Source organism: Acidisphaera sp. S103 (assembly GCF_009765975.1).
In the GTDB taxonomy this organism is placed as follows: Bacteria; Pseudomonadota; Alphaproteobacteria; order Acetobacterales; family Acetobacteraceae; genus Rhodopila.
Genome location: NZ_LMUJ01000064.1, coordinates 349272 through 363042, shown reverse-complemented (window position 1 = coordinate 363042; position 13771 = coordinate 349272). Strand labels below are relative to the sequence as shown.

At 66.5% G+C, this 13771-nt stretch carries 11 protein-coding genes; all 11 read left to right on the top strand.

Going from position 1 to position 13771, the window contains the following annotated elements:
* The first annotated feature begins 9 nt into the window (after window positions 1–9).
* From GSQ89_RS23640 to GSQ89_RS23590, 11 genes are read left to right on the top strand one after another with little or no spacing between them, the layout of a single operon-like run.
* Complete coding sequence (locus GSQ89_RS23640) at window positions 10–2064, top strand: penicillin-binding protein 2 (RefSeq protein WP_254073327.1); 2055 nt, start codon at window positions 10–12, stop codon at window positions 2062–2064.
* Between the two features lie 4 nt (window positions 2065–2068).
* On the top strand, window positions 2069–3541 hold the full coding sequence (locus GSQ89_RS23635) for a UDP-N-acetylmuramoyl-L-alanyl-D-glutamate--2,6-diaminopimelate ligase (protein WP_158929841.1): 1473 nt from the start codon (window positions 2069–2071) through the stop codon (window positions 3539–3541).
* Window positions 3538–4944 carry a UDP-N-acetylmuramoyl-tripeptide--D-alanyl-D-alanine ligase gene (gene murF / locus GSQ89_RS23630; RefSeq protein WP_158929839.1) on the top strand — a complete coding sequence of 469 codons (1407 nt, stop codon included), beginning with the start codon at window positions 3538–3540 and terminating at the stop codon, window positions 4942–4944. Before GSQ89_RS23635 ends, murF begins: the two co-directional genes overlap by 4 nt.
* Window positions 4944–6032 carry a phospho-N-acetylmuramoyl-pentapeptide-transferase gene (mraY, locus tag GSQ89_RS23625; protein WP_158929837.1) on the top strand — a complete coding sequence of 363 codons (1089 nt, stop codon included), beginning with the start codon at window positions 4944–4946 and terminating at the stop codon, window positions 6030–6032. Before murF ends, mraY begins: the two co-directional genes overlap by 1 nt.
* A complete protein-coding gene (gene murD, locus GSQ89_RS23620) occupies window positions 6029–7348 on the top strand; it encodes a UDP-N-acetylmuramoyl-L-alanine--D-glutamate ligase (protein WP_158929835.1) in 1320 nt (439 codons plus the stop codon). Before mraY ends, murD begins: the two co-directional genes overlap by 4 nt.
* Entirely contained in the window at window positions 7348–8466 is a 1119-nt protein-coding gene (locus GSQ89_RS23615; protein WP_158929833.1) for an FtsW/RodA/SpoVE family cell cycle protein, read from the top strand. The genes murD and GSQ89_RS23615 overlap by 1 nt, the downstream gene beginning before the upstream one ends.
* Window positions 8463–9587 carry an undecaprenyldiphospho-muramoylpentapeptide beta-N-acetylglucosaminyltransferase gene (gene murG, locus GSQ89_RS23610; protein WP_158929831.1) on the top strand — a complete coding sequence of 375 codons (1125 nt, stop codon included), beginning with the start codon at window positions 8463–8465 and terminating at the stop codon, window positions 9585–9587. Before GSQ89_RS23615 ends, murG begins: the two co-directional genes overlap by 4 nt.
* Window positions 9584–11014 (top strand): UDP-N-acetylmuramate--L-alanine ligase, encoded by a 1431-nt coding sequence (gene murC, locus GSQ89_RS23605; RefSeq protein ID WP_158929829.1) that lies wholly within the window; start codon window positions 9584–9586, stop codon window positions 11012–11014. The genes murG and murC overlap by 4 nt, the downstream gene beginning before the upstream one ends.
* Window positions 11011–11949, top strand: a complete 939-nt coding sequence (gene murB / locus GSQ89_RS23600) for a UDP-N-acetylmuramate dehydrogenase (protein ID WP_158929827.1) — start codon at window positions 11011–11013, stop codon at window positions 11947–11949. The genes murC and murB overlap by 4 nt, the downstream gene beginning before the upstream one ends.
* Window positions 11946–12866, top strand: coding sequence for a D-alanine--D-alanine ligase (locus GSQ89_RS23595; protein ID WP_158929825.1), 921 nt, complete (start codon window positions 11946–11948; stop codon window positions 12864–12866). Before murB ends, GSQ89_RS23595 begins: the two co-directional genes overlap by 4 nt.
* Entirely contained in the window at window positions 12854–13759 is a 906-nt protein-coding gene (locus GSQ89_RS23590) for a cell division protein FtsQ/DivIB (protein ID WP_158929823.1), read from the top strand. The genes GSQ89_RS23595 and GSQ89_RS23590 overlap by 13 nt, the downstream gene beginning before the upstream one ends.
* Window positions 13760–13771 lie beyond the last annotated feature (12 nt).

Genomic DNA, 13771 nt, shown 5'->3' with positions numbered 1-13771 from the left:
GCTGGTATCATGAGCGATCAGGACGATCCCGTTCCACCGCCTGATTCACCGCCGCTGAATGGCGGCCGGCATGGCCGGCCCGCGCCACGCCAGGGGGCCAACAGGTCCGATGCCGTGCCGCGCATGGAAAATGTGCGGGTCACCGCACCCGACCTTGCACGCCGAGCGGCGTTGGAGAAAACGCGTTCGCGGCTGGTGATTACTGCGGGCGGCTTCATCGTGCTGTTCTCCGCTGTGTTGGGGAAGCTGGCGCTCGCGACCATTGTGATGCCGCTCGCCCCGCACCGGGCCGAACGGACGGTGACCCAGATGGTCGAGTCGATCCCGCGTGACCCGGTCGAAGCGACGTTGCCGGGCCAGCGCGCGATGATCACCGATCGGAACGGCCAGCCGATGGCGATCTCGCTACCCACCGTGGCGTTGTACGCCGATCCGCGTCAGATCGGCGATCCCGAGGAAGCGGCGACGAAGTTGAAGAGCGTGCTGCCGCGCCTGGACATGGATGAGACGGTCGCGCGGCTGAAACGCGACAAGAAGTTTATCTACCTGGCGCGTGAGATTACTCCGCGGGAAGAGCAGGCGATCAACAACCTGGGCATTCCCGGTGTCGATTTTCAGCCAACCCAGCACCGGGAGTATCCGCTCGGGCGGACTGCCGCGCAGGTTCTTGGCGGCGTCGATGTGGATGAGAACGGCTTCGCCGGTGTCGAGAAATACTTCGACCGCCGCCTGCGCACCGACACTGACCCGCTGCGGTTGTCGATCGATTTGCAGGTACAGGCCGTGGTACGCGAGGAACTCTCGTCCGCCATGGCGGAATTCGAGGCGATCGGCGGGTGCGGCATCGTGATGGATGTCAATACCGGTGAAGTGCTGGCGATGGTCAGCCTGCCGGACTACGATGCCAACTTCGTCCGTACGGCGCCGGCGGAGGACCGCTTCAACCGCGCCGTCGAGGGGACATACGAGCCCGGTAGCACATTCAAGCTGCAAACGGCTTCGATGGCGCTGGACGGCGGCATGGCTCACATCTGGGATGAATTCGACGCGTCCCGACCGATCCACATCGGCCGGTTCACCATCACCGATTTCGAGGGCAAGCACCGCTGGCTGTATCTGCCGGAGGTGCTGGCCTACTCGTCCAACCTGGGGGCCGCGCATATCGCCCTGACCGTGGGGGCGGAGCGTCAGCGGGCGTTCCTCAAGACCATGGGCATGTTCAACCGCACCGGCATCCAACTGCCTGAATCGGCGCTTCCAATCGTTCAATCGGCGGCCAACTGGAAAGAAGTCGTCACCATGACCGTCGGGTTCGGTCACGGCATTTCCGTCACGCCGCTGCACATCGTCCGTGGCACGGCGGCGGTCGCCACGGGCGAACTGGTCCGGCCGACGATCCTGGCGCGCGATCCGGACCAACCGGTTGACGAGACCCGGGTAATACAGCCGTCGACGAACGAAATCATGCGGAAGCTGATGCGGCTGGTCGTCACCGACGGGTATGGCAAGGCCGCGGAAGTGGCAGGCTATTACCCGGGCGGCAAGACCGGCACGGCGGAAAAGGTCGGCGTCCACGGCACGTACCGGAAGCATACCAACGTGTCCGCGTTCATCAGCGTATTCCCAATGAACGCACCGCGTTACGCCGTCTACATGATGTTGGACGAACCACACGGGAACAAGAGTACATATGGCTACTCGACCGCGGGTTGGGTGGTTGCGCCGGCGGCGGGCAAGGTGATCGCTCGGATCGGCCCGATGCTGGGCATGCTGCCCGATATCAAGGACGCGGCGACGATCAACCAGGAGCTGTCGATCCCGCTGCAGCCCGCCCGGCCGCCGGGTGCGGTGGCGCTGGGGCCGTGGTCGCCGCCGATCCCGACCGAGACTTCCGCCAAGACGGCCGGCCGTAAAGGCCGTCCCGATCTGACTGTGCCCGCCACGATCCTGCCGCCGGCCATAAGCCATCCGGCGCGGATTATCAGACGCGAAACGAAGGACGACCGGCCCACGGTCAGGGCGGTTCGCGTCGTATCCACGGCCGCGCCCGTTGCGGGCCGCTGATATCATGCGGCAGGTGTCCAACATCACCGGCGCGTCCCGCGTTCGGGCCTGGGAGGCCGTGGCGCATCTCGACATCGCCGGTGTTACGGCCGACAGCCGAGCGGTCGTGCCGGGCGATCTGTTCGCGGCATTGCCGGGATCGCGCGCCGACGGACGGGCGTTCATCGCCGATGCGGTGAAGCGAGGTGCGGTGGCGGTGCTAGCGCCGCAGGGAACGCCGTGGCCGCCAGGCGTGCCGCAACGCCCGATCATCATGGACCCGGAGCCCCGCCAGTGCCTGGCGCAGATCGCGGCCGTGCTGGCCGGTCCGCAGCCGGCGACGGTGGCCGCGGTGACCGGCACCAACGGCAAGACCAGTGTCGTCGATTTCACCCGCCAGCTCTGGGCCTCGACAAGCGCGAAGGCGGCCAGCCTTGGGACGCTGGGCCTGATTGCTCCCGGTTTCGATCCCGGTCCGGGTCTGACCACGCCCGATCCGATCAGCCTGGCGGAGATGCTCGCCGGCTTGGCGCGTCATGGAATCGATCGGGCGGCGATCGAGGCGTCGTCGCACGGTCTCGATCAGTTCCGGCTGGATGGCGTCCGGTTGGCTGCCGCGGCGTTCACCAATCTGACGCGCGATCACCTGGATTATCACGGCACGCTGGATGCCTACCGACGGGCGAAGCTGCGCCTGTTCGGCGAGTTGCTGCCCGCCGGGGCGCCCGCCATCGCCCATGCCGATATGGAGCCGGCGACGCTGACGGCGCTGCGCGAGATCGCCAGCCGCCGCGGGCTGGATTTCCGCACCGTCGGCGAGCAGGGCGACCGGTTGCGGCTGGTGGAAGCGCATCCGCGGCCGGACGGCCAGGATTTGTTGGTGATGGTCGATGGACAGGTGCGCTCCATCGCCCTGAACCTGCCCGGTCGCTTCCAGGCGGATAATGTGCTGGTCGCCGCGGCGTTGACCGAGGCGTTGGGCATGACCGACGTCCTGGATCGGCTGGCCGTGCTGCGCGGCGTGCGCGGCCGGATGGAGCGGGCTGCTCTGCTACCGAACGGCGCGACCGCTTATGTCGATTTCGCTCATACGCCGGATGCGCTGGAGCGGCTGCTGACCGCGCTGCGCCCGCACGCCACAGGCCGGTTGCACGTGGTGTTCGGCGCGGGTGGCGACCGGGATCGCGGCAAGCGGCCGCTGATGGGTGAAATGGCGGCGCGGCTCGCCGATTTCGCCATCGTCACGGACGACAACCCGCGCAGCGAGGATCCGGCCAGTATCCGAACCGCGATCATGGCGGCGTGTCCGGACGCCAGGGAAATCGGCGACCGCGCGAAGGCGATCGAAACGGCATTGAACGATCTGTCCGCCGGGGACGTTCTGGTCGTCGCCGGTAAAGGCCACGAGCAGGGCCAGATCGTGGGCGGCACCGTCCTGCCGTTCGACGATGTGACGGTTGTTCGCCGCCTGGCCGGCTGTCAGGAGCCGTCGGCATGAACGCTCCGCTGTGGACCGCGCATGAATTGCTGGAGGCGACGGGCGGCGTTTTGTCGGCTCCGTTCGAGGCCAGCGGCGTGTCGATCGACACCAGGACGCTGGCGGCGGGCGATCTGTTCGTCGCGCTGATAGGCGAGGGCCGCGATGGGCATGGTTTCGTGGCGGATGCGCTCGCCAAGGGCGCGGCCGGTGCGATGGTGCATGACGATGTGCCGTCGGCCGGACCCGTTCTGCGCGTCGACGATACGTTGGCCGGGCTGGCGCGTCTGGGAGGATTTGCCCGTACCCGATTCGGCGAGAACGGCGGACGCCTGGCCGCCGTCACCGGCAGCGTCGGCAAGACCACGACCAAGGAAATGCTGCGCGGGGCGTTGTCGGCGTTCGGCACGACGCATGCCGCCGCGGCGTCCTACAACAACCACTGGGGCTTGCCGCTGACGCTGGCGCGCACACCCCGCGATGCGCAATTCTGCGTCGCCGAGATCGGCATGAACCATGCGGGTGAGATCGCGCCGCTGGCTCGCTTGGCGCGTCCGCATGTTGCGGTGATCACGACGATCGCCAAGGTGCATATCGGATACCTTGGCAGCATTGAGGCGATCGCCGATGAGAAGGCCGATGTGATGCGCGGGCTGGAACCGGGCGGTATTGCGGTGCTTCCGGCTGACTCGCCGCAACTCGCCCGCCTGAGGGCAGCGGCCGGTGATGCCGTCGTGCTGACGTTTGGCACCGATCCAGCGGCGGATATCAGGCTGACCGGGATGGACCCGGATGCCGACGGCTCGCTGATCCAGGTCGATATCGTTGGTCACCAGGCTTCGTTGCGGCTTAATGCGCCCGGGCGGCATATGGCGATGAACGTGCTTGCCACGCTTGGTGCCGTCGCCGCGCTTGGCCTTGACCCGGCCACGGCGATTGAAGCGCTGCGGGCGTTTGTTCCGCTCTCGGGCCGCGGTGCGCGGCGGCGAATCGCGGTGGGCGGTGGCATCGCGTTGCTGCTGGACGAAAGCTACAACGCCAACGGGACGTCGATGCGTGCCGCGCTGGACGTGCTGCGATTGCAGCCGGCGCGGCGGCGCATCGCGGTGTTGGGCGATATGCTGGAACTAGGCGACGAAGGACAGGCCGAGCATGTGGGCCTGACAGATTCGGTCATCGGTTCGGTGGATTGCCTGTTCACCTGCGGTCCGCTGATGCGTCACTTGTTCGACGCCGTTCCCGCCGCCTTGCAGGGGGGTCACGCCGTGGATTCGGCCGCCCTGGCACCGATGGTCGCTGCTTCCATCGCGCCGGGCGATGCGATCCTGGTGAAAGGCAGTCTGGGCAGTGGCATGAAGCGCGTGGTCGACGCTATCGAGGCTGTCTCCAGCCGGTCATCCACCGTAATCGCCGGGGCAGCCTGATGCTTTACATGATTTTTCGGCCCCTCGCGGACCAGTTCATCCTGTTCAACCTGTTCCGTTACATCACGTTCCGAGCGGGCGCGGCCTGCATGACGGCACTGGTCGTCAGCTTCCTGCTGGGACCGTCGGTGATCCGGTGGCTGAAGTCGGTACAGAAGCAGGGCCAGCCGATTCGCCTGGACGGGCCGGAGCGGCATCTGATCGAGAAAAAAGGCACGCCCACAATGGGCGGCCTGCTGATCCTGGGTAGCCTGACGATCTCGACACTGTTGTGGGCCGATTTGCGCAACGGTTACGTCTGGGCGGTGCTGTTCGTCACGCTGGGCTATGGCATCTTGGGCTTTGCCGACGACTATCTGAAGGTCACCAAGCGCAATACGCGGGGCGTTTCCGGACGCGTGAAGCTGTTGGTTCAGGCGATTGTCGGGTTAGTCGCCGCCGTCTGGATCACATCGCTGGCGCGCGGTCCGCTCGGTACTGCGGTGACGTTCCCGGTGTTCAAGGAAGCCGTGATCCAGCTGGGCTTTCTGTTCCCGATCTTCGGGGCGCTGGTGATGATGGGCGCGTCCAACGCGGTGAACCTGACCGACGGGCTGGACGGACTGGCGATCGTGCCCACGATGATCGTCGCCGGCGTATTCACCCTGATCGCATACCTTGTCGGCAACCGCATCTTCGCGGATTACTTGCAACTGAACCCGGTGTCCGGGGCTGGCGAACTGGCCGTATTCTGTTCTGCGCTGGTGGGCGCCGGCATGGGCTTCCTGTGGTTCAACGCGCCGCCCGCTGCCGTGTTCATGGGGGACATCGGTGCTCTGGGCCTCGGTGGTGCGCTCGGCGCCGTGGCGATCGTGACCAAGCACGAGATCGTGCTGATGATCGTCGGCGGCCTGTTCGTGGTGGAGACGCTGTCGGTCATCATCCAGGTGTTCTGGTACAAGCGCACCGGTCGCCGCGTCTTCTTGATGGCGCCGCTGCACCATCACTTCGAGAAGAAGGGCTGGGCGGAGCCGACCATCGTCATCCGTTTTTGGATCATCTCGATGATCCTTGGGCTGGTCGGTCTGGCGACCTTGAAGATCCGATGAGCACGTTCGCCCCCACGCTGTTCAGCGGCAAGCGCTACGCGGTGGTCGGTCTGGGCAAGAACGGCCTGCCGGCGGCGCTGGGCCTGCGGGCGATGGGTGCTGAGGTCGTGGCGTGGGACGACAATCCGGCGTCACGCGCGGTGCCCGACGCCGGAATCGAGGTGCGCGACCCAACCTCGGGGCCGTTCGACTTCGACGCGCTGGTGCTGTCGCCGGGCATTCCGCATCGCTTGCCGAAACCCCATCCTGCCGCGGTTCGGGCGATCGAGGCGGGCGTGCCGATCCTGTCCGATGTCGAACTGCTGTACCAGGCGGTCCGAGCATCCGGCTCGCGGGCTCGATTCGTCGGGATCACCGGCACCAACGGCAAGTCCACCACCACGGCGCTGCTGGCACACATCATCGAACAGGCCGGAACCCCGGTGGCGGCCGGAGCCAACCTAGGGCCGGCGGCGCTGTCGTTGCCGCTGCTGCCACATGATGGTGTGTACGTGCTCGAGATGTCCTCCTACATGTTGGAGCGACTCGCGAGCATACGGTTTGATGTAGCGGTTATGCTCAATCTTAGTGCCGACCACATCGATCGTCATGGCGACATGGCTGGATATGCCCTGGCCAAGCGTGCGATCTTCGATCGGCAGGTCAGCGGCGACCTCGCGGTGGTCGGAATCGACGATCCCGGTGCCCGCGACATGGCGGCGTGGCTGGACACTCGGCCGGCCCGCGTGGTTCGCGTGTCGGGTTCAGAAGTGCCGTTGGCGTCGGGTCCGGCGCTGCCAGGAGCACACAACGTCCAGAACGCCATGGCGGCGACCGCGATGGCTCGTTTCCTCGGGGTGCCGGACGAGGTGATCGCGGTGGGACTGCGGACCTACCCCGGCCTGCCGCATCGCCAGCAGCGCATCGTCACGATCGACGGGGTGACTTTCATCAACGACAGCAAGGCAACCAACGCCGAGGCTTCCGAGGTGGCGCTGGTCTGCTACGATCGAGTGATATGGATCGCCGGGGGCATGGCGAAGGAAGGCGGGATAGAGCCGCTGGTGCCGCTGTTCCCGCGCATCGCCCGAGCGCTGCTGATCGGGCGGGATGCGCCGGATTTCGCGGCGACGCTGACCCGCCACGGGGTGCCGTTCGACATGGTGGGCACGCTGGAAACCGCCGTGCCGGCTGCCTTCGCCGCTGCCAAGGCCGACGACGCGCCGATTGTCCTGTTGTCGCCGGCCTGCGCCAGTTGGGATCAGTTCACCGGTTACGATCAGCGCGGCGACCGCTTCGCCGAACTGGCCCGTGGCATGCAAGCGGGAGGCATCTGATGCCGACTCTGTCGCGCGCGGATAACTCGCTGCTGGGCCGCTGGTGGTGGAGTGTCGACCGCTGGACGCTGGGCGCGATCGGCACGTTGATCGGCTTCGGCTACATCATGATGCTCGCCGCCAGCCCCGCCGTCGCCGAACGCATCGGCACGTCGCGGGATACGTTCATTCTGAAGCAGGTGCTTTTCCTGGCTGTCGCCGGGGCGATCGTCGTCGCGGTGTCGCTGCTGTCACCGCGCGACATCAAGCGCCTGGCTATCGTGGGCTGCCTGATCGCGCTGGCGCTGACCGCTGCGACCATGGTGATCGGCGTTGAGATCAAGGGCGCTCGGCGGTGGATCTCGTTGCCGGGCATGTCGGTCCAGCCGAGCGAATTTCTGAAGCCGTGCTTTGCGATCGTCGCAGCCTGGTTGCTGAGCGAGGCCAAGAAATCGCCGCGCTTTCCTGGCACGACCATTGCCTGCCTGATTTTCGCGGTGATCCTGCTGTTGCTGAAGTCGCAGCCGGATATTGGCATGCTGGTCGTAATCACGGCGGTATTTTTGACCCAGCTTTACATCAATGGCCTGCCGTTGGTGCTGGTTGGCATCGCGCTGGGCATGTTCGGCGGCGGTGGCGTCCTGGCCTATTGGATCTTCCCGCATGTCCAAAGCCGCTGGACTCGGTTCTGGGATGGCACCGGCGACAACTATCAGGTGACCACCGCGCTGGAGGCGTTCGGCAATGGCGGCCTGCTGGGCCGCGGCCCGGGCGAAGGACACGTGAAGGACATCCTGCCCGACGCCCATGCCGACTTCGTCTACGCCGTGGCGGGTGAGGAATTCGGCATGATCATCTGTGTCGTCATCCTGGCGGTCTTCGCCTTCATCGTGTTGCGCGGCCTGCTGCGGCTGTTGCGGGAACAGGATCAGTTCGTCGTGCTGTCGTGCACCGGGCTGGTCACCGGTTTCGGGTTGCAGGCATTCGTCAACATGGCCTCCACGCTGCGGCTGATCCCGACCAAGGGAATGACGTTGCCGTTCATCTCCTACGGCGGGTCGTCGGTGATCGCGATTGCGTTGGGCATGGGGATGCTGCTGGCGTTGACCCGCCGGCGTGGCCGGGATGAGCCGGCATGAGGGGCCCGGCGGTGAAACCGATCGTCATTGCGGCCGGCGGCACGGGCGGCCATTTCTTCCCGGCCGAGGCACTGGCCGCTGAACTTGTGGCGCGCGGCCACCGAATCGTGCTGATGACCGATGCGCGTTCGGGCGGCCTGTCCAGCCCGACCTTCGCGGGGCGGGAGCAATACGTCATTCGCGGCGCTGGCATCGCTGGGCGTGGGGCGTGGCGCGGGGCGAAGGCGGTCGGGTCGCTGACTGCCGGCGTCGTCCAGGCGCGCGGCGTCCTGGCCGGACTCGGGGCTGCCTGCATCGTTGGATTTGGCGGTTATCCGTGCGTCGCACCGGTGCTCGCCGCCAGGCTGCTGCGCCGCCGGCCGGCGGTGATCCTGCAGGAGCAGAACGCGGTGCTGGGACGGGCGAACCGGTTCCTAGCCAAGCGTGCCGACGAGTTGGCCTTGGGGTTCGAGGACACCAAACGGGTTCCGCCGGGGACGCAGACTGCGGTGACCGGCAACCCCGTGCGGCCGGCGATCGCCGCACTGTCGAAGACCGGCTACATCGCGGCGACGGACCGGATCAGGCTGTTGGTCCTCGGCGGGTCGTTGGGAGCGCGCGTGTTTTCCGATGTCGTTCCGGCGGCGTTGCGGGCGTTGCCGGAGACGTTGCGCGACCGGCTTTCTGTTGTTCAGCAGACCCGGCCGGAGGACCTCGAACGGGTCAAGGCCGCCTATGCCGAGGATGGAATCCCGGCGGAACTGTCGCCCTTCTTCCCCAACGTTGCGTCCCGACTGGTGGCGGCGCATCTGGTGATCGCGCGTGCCGGTGCGTCGACGGTGGCGGAACTGGCGGTGGCCGGGCGGCCGGCGATCCTGGTGCCGCTCCCGGGCGCGATCGACGATCATCAGACGGCGAATGCGCGCGCCCTGGCTGAGGCGGGCGGTGCCTGGGTGGTGCCTCAGCCGCAGTTCACGCCGGCATTCTTGGCCGAACGCCTCGGACAGGTCCTGGCCGATCCGGCTGGCCTGGCCGAGGCGGCTGTGGGTGCCCGCAGCCAGGCACGGGCCGATGCGGCCGCCCGTCTGGCCGATCTGGTCGAAGCGCGCATGGCCCACACCCAACCGGGAGAGCGCGTATGAGAGCGTTGCCGCTTTCCATCGGAACCATCCACTTCGTCGGCATCGGTGGCATCGGCATGTCCGGCATCGCCGAGGTGCTGCACGAGTTGGGCTACAGCGTCCAAGGCAGTGACATCGCCGAATCCGGCAACGTCCTGCGGCTGCGTGAGGCCGGGATTCGGGTGATGATCGGCCATGATGCCGCCAACCTGGGCGAGGCGCAGGTCGTCGTGGTGTCCACCGCGGTGAAGCGCGACAACCCCGAGGTCGCCACCGCACGTGCTCGCCTGATTCCGGTGGTGCGGCGTGCGGAAATGCTGGCGGAGCTGATGCGGCTGAAATGGTCGGTCGCGGTGGGGGGCACGCACGGGAAGACCACCACCACCAGCTTGATCGCCTGCGTGCTGGAAGCCGCTCGCCTGGATCCTACCGTCATCAACGGCGGCATCATCAATGCCTACGGCACCAATACGCGCATGGGCAGCGGCGACTGGATGGTCGTCGAAGCCGATGAGAGCGACGGATCGTTCCTGCGCCTGCCTGCCATCATTGCCGTCGTCACCAACATGGATCCGGAACATCTGGATCATTGGGGCAGTCCCGATGCCATGATCGCGGGCTACGACCAGTTCGTCGCCAACATTCCGTTCTATGGTTTCGCGGTGCTGTGCATCGATCATCCCGAAGTGCAGCAGATGATCCCCAGACTTTCGGATCATCGCATCGTCACCTACGGATTTTCGCCGCAGGCCGATGTGCGGGCGGAGCGGGTGAAGCCCGACAAGCTGGGCTCGACATTCGATGTCGTGGTCACCGACCGGTTCCGCAATCGCTCCCGCAAGATGGGTCCGTTCCGGTTGCCGATGCTGGGCGCGCACAACGTGCAGAACGCGCTGGCGGCGATCGCCGTGGGCATCGAGATGGAGATCGATGACACCACGCTGCGCGACGCGTTCCTCGGCTTCAAGGGCGTCAAGCGCCGCTTCACCAAGACCGGCGAGTCGGGTGGCATCTCGGTGATCGACGATTACGGTCACCATCCGGTGGAAATCGCCGCGGTACTCAAAGCCGCTCGGCAGGCAGGTGCGCGCGATGTCGTCGCGGTGGTGCAGCCGCACCGCTATACGCGGCTGGAATCGCTGTTCAACGATTTCTGCACCTGCATGAATGACGCCGGCACGGTGATCGTCGCTGATGTTTATGCGGCGGGTGAGCAACCGATCCCCGGCGTGACTCGCGATGCGTTGGTGGAAGGGCTGCGGGCGCGTGGTCATCGCAGCGTCGTTGCGCTGCCGAATCCCGGACGGTTGGCCGAGATGGTGCACGCGATCGCTCGTTCCGGCGATTTCGTCGTTTGCCTGGGCGCAGGATCGATCACGCAATGGGCGGCGACGCTGCCGGCTGAACTCGCGGCGCTGCAGGCGGCCGGCGGAAAGCGGGCGTCATGATGGCAGCGCAACGCATTCCTGGCTTCCTGGAGCAACTGCCGACAGTGCGCGGCCGTATCCAGGCCGACGCGAAGCTGGCGCCGTTCACCTGGTTCAGGGCCGGCGGCGCGGCCGAGGCGCTGGTGCGGCCGGCCGATGCCGAAGACCTGTCGGGCTTCCTGCGTGATCTGCCGCATGAAGTGCCGATGCATGTGATCGGCGCGTGCTCCAACCTGATCGTGCGGGACGGCGGGTTGCCGGGCGTCACGATCCGTCTGGCGCGCGGCTTTTCCACCATCACTGCCGAGGCTGACGGCATCATCGCCGGCGCCGCGGCGCTGGATGTCACGGTTGCCGAACATGCCGCCGCCACGGGATTGGGCGGGTTGGAGTTCCTGTCCGGCATTCCGGGGTCGATCGGCGGTGCGGTGGCGATGAATGCCGGTGCCTATGGCGGCGACATGGCCCACGTGCTGGACTGGGCCGAGATTGTCACCCGCACCGGGGAGCAACGCCGGCTGACCGCTGCGCAGTTGGCGTTCGCCTATCGCCATGCAGCGCTGCCGGCGGGTGCGGTCGTGACCTGTGTTCGGTTGCGCGCGACCCCAGCAGCGCCAACGCTGATCGCCGCTCGGATGTCGGAGATCAGGATCTCCCGGGAGACCTCGCAACCGGTGCGGGCGCGCACCGGCGGATCGACGTTCCGGAACCCGGACGGCATGAAAGCCTGGGAACTGATCGACATCGCCGGTTGCCGCGGCTTGGTTCGCGGCGGTGCGATGGTGTCGGAGAAGCACACCAACTTCCTGATCAACACCGGCACCGCGACCGCCGCCGACATCGAGGGGCTGGGTGAGGAAGTGCGCCGCCGTGTGCTGGCCGCGACCGGCGTCACGCTGGAGTGGGAAATCCGCCGCATCGGCATGCCCGCCGGCAGGCCGGAGGTGGTGGCATGACCCGGATCGTGGTGCTGTATGGCGGCATTTCCGCCGAACGCGACGTCAGCCTGTCCACCGGCATCCAGGTGATCGCCGCGCTGCGGGAATCCGGTTTCGATGTCGTTCCGGTCGAGGTCGGCCATGATCTGGGTGCGGTGATCGCCGCGCTGACGCCGAAGCCCGACGCAGTGTTCAACGCATTACATGGCCGTTTCGGTGAAGACGGCGCGATCCAGGGCGTGCTGGATTGGCTGGACATTCCGTATACACATTCCGGGGGGCGGGCGTCTTCCCTGGCGATGGACAAGCAGGTGGCCAAGGCGCTGTTTGCCGCCGCCGGCCTGCCGGTCGCGTCCGGCCGCGTGGTATCGGTGGCGGAGCTTGAAGCGGGCGATCCGTTGCCGATGCCCTATGTCGTAAAACCGGTGAACGAAGGATCGTCGGTTGGCGTAACCGTCGTGCGCATTGGGGATAATCGGCGGCGTGAGATCGCGCGAAACTGGACATTCGGATCGACGGCGCTGGTGGAAGAATACATTCCGGGCCGGGAATTGACGGTCGGCGTGCTGGACGACCAGGCACTGGCGGTGACCGATATCAAGGCAGTGGCGGGCACTTTCTACGACTACGAATCCAAATACGCCGATGGTGGGTCACGCCACATCATTCCGGCCGTGGTCCATCCGGATATCTACGCGCAGGCCATGGATGTCGCTGTCGCGGCGCATCGCACGCTGGGCTGCCGTGGCGCCTCGCGCTGCGATTTCCGTTACGACGACACGGCCGGTGAACCCGGTCGGCTGGTGCTGCTGGAGATCAATACGCAGCCAGGCCTGACCCCGACATCGCTGCTGCCGGAGCAGGCGGCGCATCGCGGCATGAGTTTTCCGAAACTCTGTGCCTGGATGGTGGAGCACGCCGCATGCCGCGGGTGAAACAATCGCCCCGTAATTCGGTCAACGACCGGCCGTCCTGGTGGCGCCTGGCGTTGCGCCGCCAGCGCCGCTTGCTGCGGCCGGCGGCATGGGGTGCGTTCGCCTCATTCGTCGGCCTGTTGCTGCTGGTCGTCTTCCATTCCGCCGGATCGCACACCGGCACGTTGTCCAACCTACGCGAAAAGCTGGGTGCGATGACCGCCGTGTCCGGTCTGCGGGTGACCGATGTGGTGATCGAAGGCCGTGCCAACACACCGGAACCGTTGTTGCGCGCCGCCATTGGCATCAACAAGGGCGATCCCATTCTGGGATTCTCGTTGGAGGAAACGCGGGCACGGATTGAATCCATCCCGTGGGTGGAGCAGGCGACGGTCGAGCGCCGGCTGCCGGGCACAGTGGTGGTCAACCTGCAGGAGCGGCGGCCGTTCGCCGTGTGGCAGAACCAGGGCAAATTCGTGCTGGTCGATCGCAACGGCCAGATCGTTACGAATCAGGACGTCACCGAATTCCGCCGGTTGCCATTGATCGTCGGGCTTGGAGCGCCGGTCGCCGCCGCTGAACTGCTGGATGCGTTGCAGGAACGGCCGGCGCTGGCGGACAAAGTCGCAGCCGCCGTCCGCGTCGGGCAACGCCGGTGGAATCTGCGGATGACCAACGGCACCGATGTGATGCTGCCGGAAGGACACGTGATCGTCGCGCTGGACCGGCTGACCCAGTTGCAGCAGGACCACGCGGTGCTGGATCGTCCACTGGCCGCCATCGATATGCGGCTGGGTGACCGGCTGGTGTTCCGTCCGCGCCCGCCGGACACCAAGGACAGCGCCGTCATTCCGCCGGTGCCGCCCGGATCGAACCCGCCCACCGTCGCTGTCATCGCCAAGAAACCCACATAGGAGCACGAACGG

Coding starts and splice junctions, on each gene's coding strand:
- GSQ89_RS23590 (WP_158929823.1), top strand. CDS start 12,854: ATGCCGCGGGTGAAACAATCGCCCCGTAATTCGGTCAACGACCGGCCG.
- GSQ89_RS23640 (WP_254073327.1), top strand. CDS start 10: ATGAGCGATCAGGACGATCCCGTTCCACCGCCTGATTCACCGCCGCTG.
- murC (WP_158929829.1), top strand. CDS start 9,584: ATGAGAGCGTTGCCGCTTTCCATCGGAACCATCCACTTCGTCGGCATC.
- murF (WP_158929839.1), top strand. CDS start 3,538: ATGAACGCTCCGCTGTGGACCGCGCATGAATTGCTGGAGGCGACGGGC.
- murG (WP_158929831.1), top strand. CDS start 8,463: ATGAGGGGCCCGGCGGTGAAACCGATCGTCATTGCGGCCGGCGGCACG.
- murD (WP_158929835.1), top strand. CDS start 6,029: ATGAGCACGTTCGCCCCCACGCTGTTCAGCGGCAAGCGCTACGCGGTG.
- GSQ89_RS23595 (WP_158929825.1), top strand. CDS start 11,946: ATGACCCGGATCGTGGTGCTGTATGGCGGCATTTCCGCCGAACGCGAC.
- murB (WP_158929827.1), top strand. CDS start 11,011: ATGATGGCAGCGCAACGCATTCCTGGCTTCCTGGAGCAACTGCCGACA.
- mraY (WP_158929837.1), top strand. CDS start 4,944: ATGCTTTACATGATTTTTCGGCCCCTCGCGGACCAGTTCATCCTGTTC.
- GSQ89_RS23635 (WP_158929841.1), top strand. CDS start 2,069: ATGCGGCAGGTGTCCAACATCACCGGCGCGTCCCGCGTTCGGGCCTGG.
- GSQ89_RS23615 (WP_158929833.1), top strand. CDS start 7,348: ATGCCGACTCTGTCGCGCGCGGATAACTCGCTGCTGGGCCGCTGGTGG.